This window comes from Pseudomonas sp. S3E17 (assembly GCF_024168685.1).
GTDB lineage: Bacteria > Pseudomonadota > Gammaproteobacteria > Pseudomonadales > Pseudomonadaceae > Aquipseudomonas > Aquipseudomonas marginalis.
The window spans coordinates 2,243,964-2,259,954 of record NZ_JALJWE010000001.1 but is presented as its reverse complement, the minus strand read 5'-3'; the positions used below and the strand labels follow the sequence as shown (position 1 = coordinate 2,259,954).

Sequence of the window (15,991 nt, the reverse complement as noted above, 5' to 3'; positions counted from 1 at the left end):
TGATGAATGTTAATACACGCCGAGAATAGGCTAGGTAAATTATCAACGCTGTTCTAGCATCGATTGCATGACCTAAACAACCTCTCAAAGAAGGGAGCTGCTCATGGATTTCGCCTATTCGCCCAAGGTTCAGGAACTGCGTGAACGTGTTACAGCGTTCATGGACGCTTACGTTTACCCTGCCGAGCCGGTGTTCGAACGCCAGGTCAACGAAGGCGACCGCTGGCAGCCCACCGCCATCATGGAAGAGCTGAAGGCCCGGGCGAAAGCCGAAGGCCTGTGGAACCTGTTCCTGCCCGAGTCCGAACTGGGCGCCGGCCTGACCAACCTTGAATACGCCCCCCTGGCCGAGATCATGGGCCGCTCGCTGCTGGGTCCGGAGCCGTTCAACTGCTCCGCCCCCGACACCGGCAACATGGAAGTGCTGGTGCGCTACGCCAACGAAGAGCAGAAACAACGCTGGCTCGAACCGCTGCTGCGCGGCGAGATCCGTTCGGCCTTCGCCATGACCGAGCCCGATGTGGCGTCCTCGGACGCCACCAACATGGCCGCCCGCGCCGAGCGCCAGGGCGACGAGTGGGTGATCAACGGCAAGAAATGGTGGACCTCCGGCGCCTGCGACCCGCGCTGCAAGATCCTGATCTTCATGGGCCTGAGCAACCCGGATGCACCGCGCCACCAGCAGCACTCGATGATCCTGGTGCCGGTGGACGCCCCCGGCGTGAAAATCGTACGCCCGCTGCCGGTGTTCGGCTACGACGACGCGCCCCACGGTCACGCCGAAGTGCTCTTCGACAATGTCCGCGTGCCGTACGAAAACGTACTACTGGGTGAAGGCCGAGGCTTCGAGATTGCCCAAGGCCGCCTTGGCCCGGGCCGTATCCACCACTGCATGCGCTCCATCGGCATGGCCGAGCGCGCGCTGGAACTGATGTGCAAACGCTCCGTCAGCCGCACCGCGTTCGGCAAGCCTTTGGCGCGCCTGGGCGGCAATATCGACAAGATCGCCGACTCACGCATGGAAATCGACATGGCGCGCCTGCTGACCTTGAAAGCGGCGTACATGATGGACACCGTGGGCAATAAAGTGGCGAAAAGTGAAATCGCCCAGATCAAGGTGGTGGCGCCGAACGTGGCGTTGAAGGTGATCGACCGCGCGATCCAGATCCACGGCGGCGCCGGCGTTTCCAACGACTTCCCGCTGGCCTACATGTACGCCATGCAACGTACCCTGCGCCTGGCCGACGGCCCGGACGAAGTGCACCGCGCGGCCATCGGCAAGTTCGAGATCGGCAAGTATGTGCCTAAAGAGTTGATGCGCGTCGGTCAATAAAAGTGCGGTGGTTGTTGCGCTAAAGACAAAGCCTACAGTTGCTGGCGGCAGCATTGGATTAGTTTTCGAAGGAGACCACTCTTTAAAGGAAGACTCAATGCTGAGTATATCCCCGACATCCCATGCTGTTGCCCGACCATCGATTGCAGATGCACGCGATGTGAGTGGGCGGACTGCGGATGTCGGGGCCGGCTCAGATGCACTGCAAGGCAGTCGCCAGCAAAAAACAACCGTGGGCAGACAGCTTCATGACCATCTTCTGGAATGCAGGAAAGGTCGTCACGGTCATGTAACCTATCGCGGGCTTGCTAGCATAGAAAAATCCGAACCCTTGATGGCTGACAATCTGCGCCAAGCGTTTCATCGAGCAAGTGAAATCCTTCGCAACGCTCTGCAAGCCCTGGGCGAGCCCTCCTCATATCATGGAACCGTCGCGGGTTACCTGGGATGTAACACCGAGTCCACCCTCAACACGTTGCGCCAGAAATTTCTGCAAATGGAGCGGGGAGTTGAGTTCTACGCCAATAATCCTCAGAAGATAGTAGCTGTTGGTGGCGCGGATAAACCCGATATTTCCTATAACGGATGCGTACTGGAACATAAAGAAAAAACCAACTTATACCTGAATATTCGCTCTGTACTCGATCGGGACATTGAAACAACTGCAAGTTTGATTCTCCATGAAGTTTCCCATGCCTATGCCAAGACTTCAGACCATTACTACATAAAATCCGAAGCTGACTACATGTGGGCATCCATGTCCAAGAATAAACAATTGAATCCAGAGTTGCTGCGCCAGGCCCAAGCCACGGCGGCGACTGAGATTGACAACAAGGCCAGGGCGATTGTCGAGGGCAAGGCGACAGGCAAGGTGTCAACACCTGCAGCCTACTATGGAATGAGTTCGACAGACCTTAATGCCTATGTGCGAATGCGCAGGTTTCAACAAGATCCGACTCGAAGAATAGACGCAGCAATAAATAACGCTGATACGCTGGCTTACTTGGCATGTGCATTGAGCCGCGCTCATTTGAGCCGGAATGTTGCACCAGGTCTCAGTACACCCAAACCTCCACCCGCCGATTCTTGATCCGCCCCTCATCCGCCGTATTCGCCGCCACCGGCATCTGTGCGCCAAACCCACGAATATCGCGCAATACCACGCCGTTCTTGACCAACTCCCGGCGCACCGCCATCGCCCGCAGCTTCGAGAGCAGCGCGGCCCGTTGCGGGTCATTCTTGGCATCGCCGAATCCCACCAGCGTTACCTGCTTGTCGAGTTGGTTGTGGCGCTTTATATAGGCCACGACGCGCTGCACGTCCTGGCGCGCCTTGTTGTCCAGGCTGGCGCTGCCTTCCTCGAAGCGAAAATTCACGCTCAAACGCTGGGCGTCGCGGGCAATCGCCTGGTAATCGTCGGGCATCGAAGGGCGTGGCTCCACCGTCATCGCCTGCACCTGCTGCGCAATAAACCCATTGGCCGCCACAATCGCCTGGCCTTTGCTGCTCTGGGCAAAGTCCACCAGGGCCTTGGCCCACGGGTTGCCGGAGGAGGGCGGCAGGTAGAAGAACAGCCGGCGTGACAGCGGGTAATCCTCGGTGGCAATCAGGCTGTTCAACGGCAGCATCGGTTGCGAGTCGCCATCGACAATCGCCACCGCCTTGGCCTGGCGCACGTAAGGCAAGCCGATAAAACCGATGCCCTGGGGATCCCGGCTCACCGCATCGGACAACGCTTCGCTGGACTCGAAGCGCTTGGCGGACGCGGCCAGGGGCTTGCCGCGCAGGCGCAGCACCAGGTCCTTGAAGGTGTCATAGGTGCCGGATTGATCATCCCGCGCGTACAGGTGAATGGTGCCGCCGATCCCGCCCAATGCTTCCCAGGTATTGATTTCACCGTTGAAAATCTGCGCCAGTTGCTCGGTGTTCAACGTATTCAGCGGGTTGCGCGGGTTGAGGATAATGGCCAGGCCGTCGATGGCGATCACCTGTTCGGCCTCGGGGCTTTTCAGGTCGCCGAGCGGTTCGAGGTCCACCAGTTCACTGTCTTTTATCGGCCGGGACGAGGCGGCCAGGTCGGCGCTGGCGTTTTTCAGCGCGGCAAACCCCGTGCTGGAACCATGGGCCGCCACCTCGACGGTCACCGTCCTGCCCTGGCGCGTCTTGCCGATCACGCGCTGTTCATTGGCGCCCTCGGCCGGTTCGCTGTGCACCGCCTGCAGGCCCTGATGCTCCATCAACCCCTTGACCAACGCCGGCCCCAGCGCCGCGCCAATGGTGTTGGAACCCTGGATGCGCAAAGCCGGGCCTTGATCGGGAACGGGCAGGGGCGCAGCCATGACGCAGAGGGACAACGCACTACACAACAGGAACAGAACGCGCAGCATCATGCCGGCACCTTCTCAAGCCAAAGGGAGTGCGGCGAGATTAAGTCAGTTGGATTTCAATAATGTGACTGACAGTCAGCTTATCTGTTACTGATACACCGCGATCGGGGGCAAGCCCCCTCCCACATTTGGCCCGAGTACAGTCAGGGGTATCAGCTCAGTTCAAGCCAGATCGGCGCATGGTCAGACGGTTTCTCCAAGCCCCGCAGGTCGTAATCCACCCCGGCATCCTTGACCCGTGGCAACAAGCCATTGGAGGCCATGATCACGTCAATGCGCAGCCCACGCTTGGGCTCATCCTCGAACCCACGGCTGCGGTAGTCGAACCAACTGAAACGGTCGGCCACCTCGGGGTTGAGGTGGCGGAAACTGTCCACCAGGCCCCAGTTTTTCAGGCGCGCCATCCACTCGCGCTCTTCGGGCAGGAAGCTGCACTTGCCGGTTTTCAGCCAGCGCTTGGCGTTGTCGGCGCCGATGCCGATGTCGCAGTCCTCCGGGGAAATGTTCACATCGCCCATCACCACCAGGGCCTGGTCGTTGCTGAACTGGCTTTCCAGCAGGTGCTGCAAGTCTGCGTAGAAACGCTGCTTGGCCGGGAACTTCGTCGGATGGTCGCGGCTTTCACCTTGTGGGAAATAGCCGTTCATGATGGTCACCGGCTGGCCGTTTTCATCGGCGAAGGTGCCCCAGATAAAGCGGCGCTGGGCGTCTTCTTCATCGCTGGCAAAGCCCTTGTGCACGCTCAATGCTTCTTTGCGCGAGAGCAGCGCCACACCGTAGTGGCCTTTTTGGCCGTGGTAGTACACGTGATAGCCCAGGGCCTGCACTTCGGCCAGGGGGAACTGGTCGTCGTGGACCTTGGTTTCCTGCAGGCCGATCACGTCGGGTTGGTGTTTTTCAATCAGTGCCGCCAGCTGATGAGGGCGGGCGCGCAGCCCGTTGATATTGAAGGAGACGATTTTCATGGTCGGCGGTCCAGTCTGGCAAAAGGGCGATGCTAGCGGACAAGTCGGACGGGGGCCAGCGTGGCGGTAGGACAGATGCACTGCTAATGTCTGGGAACGACTGGTGCTGCGTAGGTTCGTACCCATAAGAACGCCATCTATTGAGTGGCGCCCAGGGAGATTGACTGTATGACTGACACTGCCATTGGCGAAGTTCGCCTGCTCAACAGCGGCTATTCCCGCGAAGCCCGCTCGCTGCTGTACCAGGCCTATCGGCATGAGCCGACGTTTGCCTACATCTTCGAGGCGGAACGCGCAGGCTATGAACAACGGGTACGTGCCACGGTGCGCGAACTGGTCAAGCAGCATTTCTTCCAGAAACTTCCCTCCATCGGCCTGTTCGTCAACGACCGCCTGATCGGTATCGCGCTGATCGCGCCACCGCAGCGGCGCCTGGGGATTACCGAAAGCTGGGCCTGGCAATTGCGCATGTGGCTGAGCACCGGCGTGCGCGGCACCCGGCGCTACCTGGACTACCACTATGCGGTGATGGCCTGCCTGCCCAACGAGTCGGTGCATGTGTTGCCGCTGCTGGGCATTCATCCGCAATTCCAGGGCAAGCACTACGGTGAACAGCTGCTGGAGGCGGTACACAACTGGTGCGCTGAAGACCCGCACTCGTCCGGTGTGGTGTTGGACACGGGGAATTCGCGCTATCTGGAGTTCTACAAACGCCAGGGCTATGAGGAGATCGGCGAAGTGGCGGTAGGACCGATTCTGGAGCACGTATTTTTCCACCCCAATCCGCAGGTGTTACATGCTGCAACGGCTTAGCGCAGAATTTTTCAGAATCCTCTGAGTTCTAAGTTTCTCCCCAGCTCGTGTAGCATCCGCGCCTATGAAGTTTCCAGGAAGATTTACCAGCGGCTTGGTTCTGCTGTTCACAAGCTGCGGCGCATTCGCGCAAAGCGAATTGGACGTGCGGATCAAGCCAAAAAACGACGCGTTGAAAGCCAACATCGAAGGCTATATCGGCGGGGTGGGCGAGCGTGACGAAGAGGCCTTGCTGCGGTTCAGCCGTGGGGCCGAAGAGCAGGCGCGCAAAGCCGCCCAGGCTTTAGGTTTCTATCAGCCCCGGATCGAAAGTGATGTGAAGGGCGGCAAGAACCCGCGCCTGATCCTCACCATCGACCCCGGCGAACCGGTGCATCTGCGCAACGTGACCATTCGGGTCGACGGCCCGGCCGCGGACCTCAAGGCCTTTCGCGTGCCCGCCAGCGACGACCTGAAATCCGGCGCCGTGCTCAACCACGGCCACTACGAAGACGCCAAGCGTCTGATCCAGAACCAGGCCTCGCGCTACGGCTTTTTCAGCGGGCGCTTCACTCACCAGAAACTCTCGGTAGACCCCCAGGCCGGTGTCGCCGATATCGAACTCATCTATGACAGCGGCCCGCGCTACACCTTGGGCAAGGTCAGCTTTGCCGGCGATACGCCGTTTGACGAAGAGCTGCTGCAACGCATGGTGCCGTTTAAAAGTGGCGCCCCCTACGATTCCGAACTGATCGCCGAACTCAACCAGAACCTGCAAGCCAGCGGCTTTTTCGAAGGCGTGCGCGTCGACGCCGCACCCGCGGCTTCGGCCAACGAGGTGATCCCGGTGGCCGTCAACCTGGAGACCCGCAAGCCACGCACCATGGGCCTGGGCCTGGGTTTCTCCACCGACGTCGGCCCGCGCGGCAAGGCCAACTGGACGCGCCACTGGGTCAATCCCCAGGGCCACAGCTATGGCTGGGAAGCTGAACTGTCGGCGCCTCGGCAGAACGTCGGGCTGTGGTACGACATCCCGCTGGACCCGCCGCTCACCGACAAACTGCGTTTCGCCGGCGGTTACCAGAATGAAGAAATCGCCAACACCGACACCTTGAGTAAATTGCTCACCCTCGGGCCCGAATGGCACAGCAAGTTGCCCAGTGGCTGGACCCGGGTGATCTCGCTCAAATACCAGCGCGAAGAATATCGCCTGGGCAATGACTCGGGCCTCAGTAACCTGGTGATGCCGGGTGTGAGTTATTCCTACCTGCGCAGTGATAACCGCATCGACCCCCACAACGGCTACCGCCTGCAATTCGACAGCAAGGTGGCCAAGGAAGGGTTGGGCTCCGACACCAACCTGCTTTACGGCACGGCCATGGTCAAAGGCCTGACCACCCTGTGGGACAACCACCGCTTCCTGGCGCGGGCCCAGGTCGGCGGCAGTGCCACCAACGGCTACAAGTCGGTGCCGCCGTCGCTGCGGTTCTTCGCTGGTGGCGACCAGAGCGTGCGCGGCTACGAGTACCAGACCCTGTCACCGGAGAATGACCGGGGCGACCGTATCGGCGGCCGCTACATGGTGGCCCTGAGTGCCGAGTATCAATATTCCATCGCCGAGAAATGGCGGATTGCGACCTTTATCGACCAGGGCAACTCGTTCAACTCCCTGGAGTTGCCCAGCTTGAAGACTGGCGTGGGTGTCGGCATCCGCTGGGTCTCGCCGGTCGGCCCGATCCGCCTGGACCTGGCCCATGCCCTGGAAGACCCGGGCGGCGTTCGATTGCACTTTTCCATGGGGCCTGAGCTGTGATGCGTGGTGTGAAAATAGCGGGGCTGGCCGTGTTGGCCATCCTTGCCGTGCTGTTGCTGGCCCTGTGGGCAGTCCTCGGCACCCAGGCGGGCAGTCGCTGGGCGCTGGGGCGTGTACCGGGTTTGAGCGTGGAGAATTTCCACGGCCGTCTGGGCGGCCAGTGGCGCGCCGATCATCTGCTGTGGGCGCAGGACGGCAATCGCGTCGAACTCGATGCGCCGACGTTTGACTGGTCGCCGGCGTGCCTGTTGCGCATGACCCTGTGCATCAATCGCCTGGATGTGGAGCAAGTCCGCCTGGACGTTGCGCCGAGCACCGAAGAAAGCAGCGGGCCGATTCAATTGCCCGACCTGAAGCTGCCCGTTTCCATTCAGTTGGGCGACGTTCGTGTCGGCAGCCTGCTGCTTAACGGCAGCGAACAACTCAAGGGCCTGCAACTGGCCGCGCACTGGACCGCCGCCGGCATGCAGATTGACGCGGTGCACCTGCAACGGGACGGCCTGGTGCTGGACCTGAACGGCCTGTTGCAACCCAGCGGCGACTGGCCGCTGGCCGCCAGCGGCAACCTGAGCCTGCCCTACGCCCCCGGCGGCGCGCCGTGGACGGTGGCGCTCAAGGTCGAGGGCGACCTGCTCAAGACCCTCAGGCTCGACGCCGACAGCAGCGGCTACCTGCCGGCCAAACTCAAGGGCGAGCTGCAACCCCTGGCGGACAACCTCCCGGCCCAGGTGCATATCACCGCCGATGGCTTCAAACCCAGCGCCGATCTGCCCGACACCCTGCAACTCAATCAACTGGACCTCACCGCCAAGGGCGACCTGGGCAGCGGCTATCAACTGCTGGGCAAGGCCGTACTGCCGGCGGAAAAAGGCCCGGTGGACCTGCTGCTGCAAGGCAAGGTCGACGCCAACGGCGCGCAGATCGCCGGCCTGGACCTGAATGCCGGCGACAAACAAAGCCTCAAGCTCACGGCGCAGTTGGACTGGCAACAAGGCTTCAGCGCCGAGGCCAAGATCGACTGGCTGGACTTTCCCTGGCATCGCCTCTACCCGCTGATCGACGAGCCACAGGTGGTGTTGCGCACCTTCAACGGTGAGGTTTCCTACAAAGACGGCAACTACCTCGGCAACCTCAAGGCCGACCTCGACGGCCCGGCGGGCAAATTCAATCTGGTCACGCCGTTCAGTGGCGACCTCACGCAAATCTTCCTGCCGGAGCTGAAACTGACCGCCGGCCAGGGCAAGGCCGAAGGGCACCTGAACCTGCAATTTGCCGATGGCATTGTCTGGGATACCGCGCTGGACCTGTCGGCGCTGAACCCGGCGTACTGGGTGGCGGAGTTGCCGGGCACGCTGGCTGGCCCCTTGCGCAGCAAAGGTGAATTCAAAAACGAGCAGCTCAAGCTCAACGCCGACCTCGACCTCAAGGGCCGCCTGCGTGGGCAAACCGCCGTGCTGGCGGCCCAGGCCGAAGGCGCGGGCGAGCAATGGACCCTGGCCAACCTGGATATCCGCCTGGGCGACAACCGCATCAACGGCAGCGGCAGCCTGCAGCAACGCCTGGCCGGGCAGATCGACATCAAGCTGGCGCGTCTGGCCCAGCTGTGGCCGCAGTTGCGTGGGCAGGTCAATGGCCGACTCGACGTGGCCGGCAGCCTCAAGGCGCCCCAAGGCCAACTCGACCTCAAGGGCCAGCAACTGGCGTTCGCCGATAATCGCCTGCAAAGCCTGAGCCTGGGCGCGACCCTGGACAGTGCCCAGCGCGGGAAAATCGACCTCAAGGGCAGCGGCATTCAAAGCGGTGACACCCAGGTGGGCACGCTCACCGCCAGCGCCCAGGGCGATATCAGGAGCCAGAAGGTCCAACTCGACCTGGCCGGCCCCTTGGTCAAGCTGGCTCTGGCCTTGGACGGCAACCTCGACCAAGGCAACTGGCGCGGTCGCCTGGCCAGTGGCGATGTGCAGGCGGGTGGCCAGGACTGGAAGCTGCAAGCGCCGGCAAAAATCGAGCGCATGGCCGACGGCAAGTTGACCTTCGCGGCCCACTGCTGGGTCTCCGGCGCCGCCAGCCTGTGCGGTGAAGACCAGCGCCTGATGCCCGAACCCAAATTGCGCTACCACCTCAAGCAATTCCCCATCGACAGCCTGGCGGCGTTTTTGCCCAAGGACTTTGCCTGGCAGGGCAGGCTTAACGCCGATATCCAACTCGACTTGCCCGACAGCGGCCCCAAAGGCGTGGTCGCGGTGGATGCCAGCGGCGGCACCCTGCGGGTCAAGGACAAGGACCAGTGGCTGGATTTCCCCTACGACACCCTCACGCTGGAAACCACCCTCAACCCCAAGCGCATCGACACCCAGCTGAACTTCCGAGGCGGCAAGCTCGGCGAGTTGCTGTTGCAGGCGCAGATCAACCCATTGCCGAAAAACAAGCCGATCAGCGGCAATTTCAGCCTCACCGGTCTGGATCTCGCCGTGGCGCGGCCGTTTGTGCCGATGGTCGAGAAACTCAGCGGCAAGCTCAACGGCAGCGGTCGGATCGCCGGTGGCCTGCTGGCGCCGCAGGTCAACGGCAACGTCAACCTGGTGGGCGGTGAAGTCTCCGGGCCGGAATTGCCCATCAGCCTTGAAGGCTTGAACGTGCAGGCGCTGATTGCCGGTGAAAGCGTGCAATTGAACGGCGCATGGCGCAGTGGCAAGGCCGGGCAGGGCAGCCTCAAGGGCCAGGTCGACTGGGGCCAGGCCCTGGTGGTGGACCTCAGCCTGCAAGGCTCGCAACTGCCGGTCACGGTGGAGCCCTATGCGGTGCTGGAAGTGGCCCCGGACCTGAAGATCAGCCTGAAGAACGACAAACTGGCGATTGCCGGCAAGGTGCGAATCCCCCGCGGGGACATCACCGTGCGCGAGCTGCCGCCTTCGACGGTCAAGGTCTCGGATGACACCGTGATCGTCGGCAGCCAGACCGAAGAGGGCAAGCCACCGATGGCCATGGCCATGGATATCGACGTGGCGGTGGGCGAAGACCAGCTCAACTTCTCGGGCTTCGGCCTCACCGCCAAGGTGCAGGGCCATGTGCACATCGGCGACAACATGGATACCCGTGGCGAGTTGTGGCTCAACGATGGTCGCTACCGCGCCTATGGCCAGCGCCTGGATGTGCGCCGCGCACGCCTGCTGTTCGCCGGGCCGCTCGACCAGCCGTACCTGGATATCGAAGCGATCCGCAAGACCGACGATGTAGTCGCCGGTATCCGCCTCAGCGGCAGCGCCGAGCAGCCCACCACGCAGATCTTCTCGGAACCTGCCATGAGCCAGGAACAGGCGCTGTCCTACCTGGTGCTGGGCCGTCCGCTGAGCTCTACCGGCGAAGACAACAACATGCTCGCCCAGGCCGCTCTCGGCCTGGGCCTGATGGGCAGCGCCGGGGTCACCTCGGATCTTGCCAACAAGCTGGGCATTCGCGACTTCGACCTCGACACCCAGGGCAGCGGCAACAATACGGCCGTGGTGGCCAGCGGCAAGATCACCGAGAAACTCAGCCTGCGTTACGGGGTAGGGGTGTTCGAACCGGCCAGCACCATTGCCTTGCGCTACCTGCTGAGCAAGAAGGTATACCTGGAAGTGGCGAGTGGCGTGGCCAGTTCCCTCGACATCTTCTACAAGCGCGATTTCTAAGCCCTGTTCGGTCAAAAAATGTGGAAGGGGACTTGCCCTAATGCCAGTCAGTTAAGCGTACATCGCCTCCTGTAGGAGCGAGCTTGCTCGCGAAAAACGTCAACGATAACGCGTGCTTCCTGAATGAACGCGGCGCCTGTGAGTTTTTCGCGAGCAAGCTCGCTCCTACAAAAAGCCTTAACTGACTGGCAAGCCTCCTCCCACATTGGTTTGCATTCCAGCCCGCCGGTCGTGAAATTAGCAAGCAAGCTAATTATTCCATTTGACTTTCGCTGCCTAGGCAGTAACATCTCGTCATACATTCACTGCCTAGGCAGTAATAAGGTGACTTCCGATGCCCCACTTCACCCCTGAAAACTTCCACAACTGCCACCTCGGGCTGTTGCTGGGCCGTGCGGCGCTCCTCAAGGACCGCATCATCGACACCCACATGGAACCCCACGGCATCACGGCCGCGCAGTTCAAGGTGCTGATCATCATGGCCCAGTTCGGCGTCGACACCCCGGCCGAGCTGTGCCGCAACCTGTCCCTGGACAGCGGTTCGATGACCCGCATGCTCGACCGCCTCGAGCAGAAAGGCCTGCTGGACCGCAAACGCTCCGAGCAGGACCGCCGCCAGGTGCAGTTGGTGCTGACTGCCGACGGTCAGCGCCTGGCAGACATGCTGCCGCACATAGGCGCCCAGGCGTTGAACCAGTTGGCGGGCGTGCTTGAACCCGGCGAGCTGGAAACCCTGGAACGGATCCTCAAGAAAATTCTGATAGCTGCCGGTGATCCCATCACCCTGCAGCGGGTAGGTAAAGCATGAACACACGTGCCCTATGCCTGGTGCTCGTGGCCATGAGCATGGCCGGTTGCGCCAACTACAGCGGCCTCGACACCCAGGGCTGGCGGCTCGACGCCAACACCTTGCAGACCGGTAAATCCCTGCGCGGGGTGACCCTGTCGAGTGCCGCCTGGCCCAGCGCCGACTGGTGGAAAAACCTCGGCGACCCGCAGCTCGACGGCCTGATCCAGGAAGCCCTGCAAAACAGCCCCGACATGCAAGTCGCCAGCGCCCGTGCCCATCAGGCCGAAGCCGCCGCCTATGCCGCGAATGCCGCACGCATGCCGACCCTGGATGCCAGCGCCGGTGTGAGCCGTTCACGCCTGGCCAAGGACCAGGACCCGCGCGGCGAGGGCGATGCCTACTCGACCGTGCGTAATATCGGCGCCAGCTTCAATTACAACTTCGACCTCTGGGGTGGCCAACGCGCCGCCTGGGAAGCCGCGCTGGGCCAGGCCCGTGCCGCCGAAGTCGACCAACAGGCCGCGCGCCTGACCCTCGCTGCCGATGTGGCCAAGGCCTACAGCGACCTGGGCCAGGCGCACATCGTGCGCGACCTGGCCGGCGATGACCTCAAGCGCACCCGGCAAATGCTCGACCTGAGCAAGCGCCGCCTGGCTGCGGGCATCGACAGCCAGTACCAGTACCAGCAGACCGAAAGCCTGGAAGCCAGCTCCCAGTCGCAATTGATCGATGCCGACAAACAACTGCAGAGCGCCAAAATTGCACTCGCCGTATTGCTCGGCAAAGGCCCGGACCGAGGCGGCGAACTGGCCCGTCCGAATGTGCTCAAGCCCGCCGCTGTCGCCGTGCCTTCGGTGTTGCCCGCCGAGCTGCTGGGCCGCCGCCCGGACCTGATCGCCGCGCGCTGGCGAGTCGAGGCCGCGAGCAAGGACATCGCCGCCAGCAAGACGCGCTTCTACCCCAACCTCAACCTCAGCGCGAGCGCCGGGGCCGAGTCGTTGCTGGGGGATGCGATGTTCGGCTCGGCCAGCCGCTTCTTCAACATTGCGCCGACGATCTCGCTGCCGATCTTCGATGGCGGCCGCCTGCGCGCCGACCTCGATGCGCGCGATGCCGACTACGACCTGGCCGTGGCCCAGTACAACAAGACCCTGGTGCAGGCCTTGGGCGATATCGGCAACACCCTTTCGCAACTGCGCGAAACCGGTCGGCAGATCCAGGCCCAGCAACACGCCACGGACATTGCCCAGCAGTCCTACGACACCGTGGTCCAGCGCTACGGCTCAGGGGTCGGTAACTACCTGGACGTGCTCAGCATCGAGCAGCAATTGCTGCAAGCCCAGCGTCAGCTGGCGACCCTGAATGCCGGGCAAATCGATCTGTCGATTCAATTGATGCAGGCCCTGGGTGGCGGATACAGCGCCGACAACGTGGCGTCGACCACCCCAGCCACCCGCACGGAATAATTTGAGGTATTTGTCATGGCCACTGCCGAAAACACCAACGCTACAGAACAACCCAAAGACAACAACCCACGCAAACGCAAGGTCATGCTGATCGGCCTCGCGCTGATCGTCATCCTCGGCGTCGTGGGCGTATGGGGCTGGTATGAATTCTATGGGCGCTTCAACGAGAGCACCGATGACGCCTATGTGAACGGCAACGTGGTGGAAATCACCCCGCTGGTCACCGGCACCGTGGTCAGCATCGGCGCCGACGATGGCGACCTGGTCCACGAAGGCCAGGTGCTGATCAACTTCGACCCCAACGACGCCGCTGTCGGCCTGCAAAGTGCCCAGGCCAACCTGGCCCGCACCGTGCGCCAGGTGCGGGGCTTGTACAGCAACGTCGATGGCATGAAAGCCCAGGTCAACGCACAGAAAGCCGATGTGCAAACTGCCCAGGACAACTTCAACCGTCGCAAGACCCTGGCCCAGGGCGGCGCGATTTCCCAGGAAGAACTGTCCCACGCCCGTGACAGCCTGACGGCCGCGAAAAACGCGCTGACCAACCTTGAGCAGCAACTCAAGACCAGCAACGCGCTGGTGGATGACACCGTGATCTCGTCCCACCCGGACGTGCAGGCCGCCGCCGCGCAACTGCGCCAGGCCTACCTGGCCAATGCGCGCAGCACCTTGATCGCGCCGGTCACCGGCTACGTGGCCAAGCGCACCGTGCAACTGGGCCAGCGCGTGCAGCCGGGTACGGCGTTGATGGCGGTGATCCCGCTGAACCAGCTGTGGATCGACGCCAACTTCAAGGAAACCCAACTGCGCGACATGCGCATTGGCCAGCCGGTGGACATCGAGTCGGACATCTACGGCAGCGACGTGAAATTCAGCGGCACCGTGGATAGCCTTGGCGCCGGCACCGGCAGTGCGTTTGCCCTGCTGCCGGCGCAGAACGCCACCGGTAACTGGATCAAGATCGTGCAACGGGTGCCGGTACGCATCCACATCAATGCCGAAGAACTGGCCAAGCACCCGCTGCGGGTCGGCCTGAGCACCGTCGTCAATGTCGACCTGCATGACCAGAGCGGCCCGGTGCTGGCGCAACAGGCGCCGCAGAAGGCGACCTTCACCACCAACGTGTACGACCGCCAATTGGCCGAGGCTGACGCCATGATCACCGAGTTGATCCATGCCAACAGCATCGCCGCGCCCAAGGCTGTGCAACGCTGATGAGCAATAACGCCTCCTTCACGCCGCCCAGCCTGTTGATGGCCACCATTGGCCTGTCGCTGGCGACCTTTATGCAGGTGCTCGACACCACCATCGCCAACGTGGCCTTGCCGACCATTTCCGGCAACCTCGGCGTGAGTTCGGAGCAGGGCACCTGGGTGATCACCTCGTTTGCGGTGAGCAACGCCATCGCCTTGCCGCTCACCGGTTGGTTGAGCCGGCGGTTTGGCGAAGTGAAGCTGTTCCTGTGGGCGACCATGCTGTTTGTGCTGGCCTCGTTCCTCTGTGGTATTTCCACTTCGATGCCCGAATTGATCGGCTTCCGGGTGCTGCAAGGCCTGGTGGCCGGGCCGTTGTACCCGATGACCCAGACGCTGCTGATCGCGGTCTACCCGCCGGCGAGGCGTGGCATGGCCCTGGCGTTGCTGGCGATGGTCACGGTGGTGGCGCCGATTGCGGGGCCGATCCTCGGTGGCTGGATCACTGACAGCTACAGCTGGCCGTGGATCTTCTTTATCAACGTCCCCATCGGCATCTTTGCGGTGATGGTGGTGCGTGCGCAATTGAAGAAGCGCCCGGTGACCACCAGCTACCAGCCGATGGATTATGTCGGGCTGTTGAGCCTGATCGTGGGCGTCGGCGCGCTGCAGATCATCCTCGACAAGGGCAACGACCTGGACTGGTTCGAATCCAACTTCATCATTGTGGGCGCGGCGATTTCGGTGATTGCCCTGGCGGTGTTCATCATCTGGGAAATGACCGACAAGCACCCGGTGGTCAACCTGCGGCTGTTTGCCTACCGTAACTTTCGCATCGGCACGATTGTGTTGATCCTCGGCTACGCGGGCTTCTTCGGCATCAACCTGATCCTGCCGCAGTGGCTGCAAACCCAGATGGGCTACACCGCCACCTGGGCCGGCCTGGCGGTGGCGCCGATCGGTATCCTGCCGGTGCTGATGTCACCGTTCGTGGGCAAGTACGCGCACAAGTTCGACCTGCGCCTGCTGGCAGGCCTGGCGTTCCTGGCGATCGGCCTGAGCTGCTTTATGCGCGCGGGTTTCACCAATGAGGTGGACTTCACCCACATCGCCCTGGTGCAGTTGTTCATGGGCATCGGCGTGGCGCTGTTCTTCATGCCGACCTTGAGTATCCTGATGTCCGACCTGCCACCGCACCAGATCGCCGACGGCGCCGGTCTTGCGACCTTTCTGCGGACCCTGGGCGGCAGCTTTGCGGCCTCGCTGACCACCTGGATCTGGATCCGCCGGGCGGACCAGCACCATGCGTACATGAGCGAGAACATGACCACCTATGACTCGGCCACCCGCGACGCGCTGCAGGCGCTCGGTGGGGCAGGGCACAAGGCCTACGCGCAACTGGACCAGATCCTCACCAGCCAGGCGTACATGATGTCCACCGTGGATTACTTCACGTTGCTGGGGTGGATGTTCATGGGGTTGATGCTGCTGGTGTGGCTGGCGAAGCCACCGTTTACCGCAAAAGCGGGGCCGGCTGCTTCGGGTCACTGATTGGCAAAGACTGAAATGCAATCAATTGTG

The 15,991-nt window shown here is 62.1% G+C and carries 11 protein-coding genes; 9 read left to right on the top strand and 2 right to left on the bottom strand.

What is annotated here, in order from left to right:
* Positions 1-103 precede the first annotated feature (103 nt).
* Together J3D60_RS09790 and J3D60_RS09785 are read left to right on the top strand one after the other, a co-directional pair.
* A complete protein-coding gene (locus J3D60_RS09790) occupies positions 104-1,333 on the top strand; it encodes an acyl-CoA dehydrogenase (RefSeq protein WP_065940115.1) in 1,230 nt (409 codons plus the stop codon).
* A gap of 97 nt (positions 1,334-1,430) precedes the next feature.
* A complete protein-coding gene (locus J3D60_RS09785) occupies positions 1,431-2,423 on the top strand; it encodes a hypothetical protein (RefSeq protein ID WP_253491149.1) in 993 nt (330 codons plus the stop codon).
* On the opposite strand, the gene J3D60_RS09780 is transcribed toward J3D60_RS09785, so the two are convergent.
* Both J3D60_RS09780 and xthA read right to left on the bottom strand, forming a co-directional pair.
* Positions 2,389-3,723: a substrate-binding domain-containing protein gene (locus J3D60_RS09780; RefSeq protein ID WP_253491147.1), complete on the bottom strand. Its 1,335-nt coding sequence runs from the start codon at positions 3,721-3,723 to the stop codon at positions 2,389-2,391. The two genes, J3D60_RS09785 and J3D60_RS09780, sit on opposite strands and share 35 nt — an antisense overlap.
* Positions 3,724-3,872: 149 nt before the next feature.
* Positions 3,873-4,685: an exodeoxyribonuclease III gene (gene xthA / locus J3D60_RS09775; RefSeq protein ID WP_027606278.1), complete on the bottom strand. Its 813-nt coding sequence runs from the start codon at positions 4,683-4,685 to the stop codon at positions 3,873-3,875.
* A gap of 168 nt (positions 4,686-4,853) precedes the next feature.
* On the opposite strand from xthA, the gene J3D60_RS09770 reads away from it, so the two are divergent.
* The 7 genes from J3D60_RS09770 to J3D60_RS09740 all read left to right on the top strand — a co-directional run bounded on the left by J3D60_RS09770 (position 4,854) and on the right by J3D60_RS09740 (position 15,961).
* Entirely contained in the window at positions 4,854-5,498 is a 645-nt protein-coding gene (locus J3D60_RS09770) for an N-acetyltransferase (RefSeq protein ID WP_065940112.1), read from the top strand.
* A gap of 64 nt (positions 5,499-5,562) precedes the next feature.
* The gene (locus J3D60_RS09765; RefSeq protein ID WP_253491145.1) at positions 5,563-7,290 is read left to right on the top strand and encodes an autotransporter assembly complex family protein; all 1,728 of its coding nucleotides are present in this window, start codon (positions 5,563-5,565) and stop codon (positions 7,288-7,290) included.
* Positions 7,290-10,961 (top strand): translocation/assembly module TamB domain-containing protein, encoded by a 3,672-nt coding sequence (locus J3D60_RS09760; protein ID WP_253491143.1) that lies wholly within the window; start codon positions 7,290-7,292, stop codon positions 10,959-10,961. The genes J3D60_RS09765 and J3D60_RS09760 overlap by 1 nt, the downstream gene beginning before the upstream one ends.
* 334 nt (positions 10,962-11,295) lie before the next feature.
* Positions 11,296-11,769: a MarR family winged helix-turn-helix transcriptional regulator gene (locus J3D60_RS09755; RefSeq protein WP_065940109.1), complete on the top strand. Its 474-nt coding sequence runs from the start codon at positions 11,296-11,298 to the stop codon at positions 11,767-11,769.
* On the top strand, positions 11,766-13,217 hold the full coding sequence (locus J3D60_RS09750; protein WP_253491141.1) for an efflux transporter outer membrane subunit: 1,452 nt from the start codon (positions 11,766-11,768) through the stop codon (positions 13,215-13,217). Before J3D60_RS09755 ends, J3D60_RS09750 begins: the two co-directional genes overlap by 4 nt.
* A gap of 15 nt (positions 13,218-13,232) precedes the next feature.
* A complete protein-coding gene (locus tag J3D60_RS09745) occupies positions 13,233-14,432 on the top strand; it encodes an efflux RND transporter periplasmic adaptor subunit (RefSeq protein ID WP_065927031.1) in 1,200 nt (399 codons plus the stop codon).
* Positions 14,432-15,961 carry a DHA2 family efflux MFS transporter permease subunit gene (locus J3D60_RS09740; protein WP_092357648.1) on the top strand — a complete coding sequence of 510 codons (1,530 nt, stop codon included), beginning with the start codon at positions 14,432-14,434 and terminating at the stop codon, positions 15,959-15,961. Before J3D60_RS09745 ends, J3D60_RS09740 begins: the two co-directional genes overlap by 1 nt.
* Positions 15,962-15,991 lie beyond the last annotated feature (30 nt).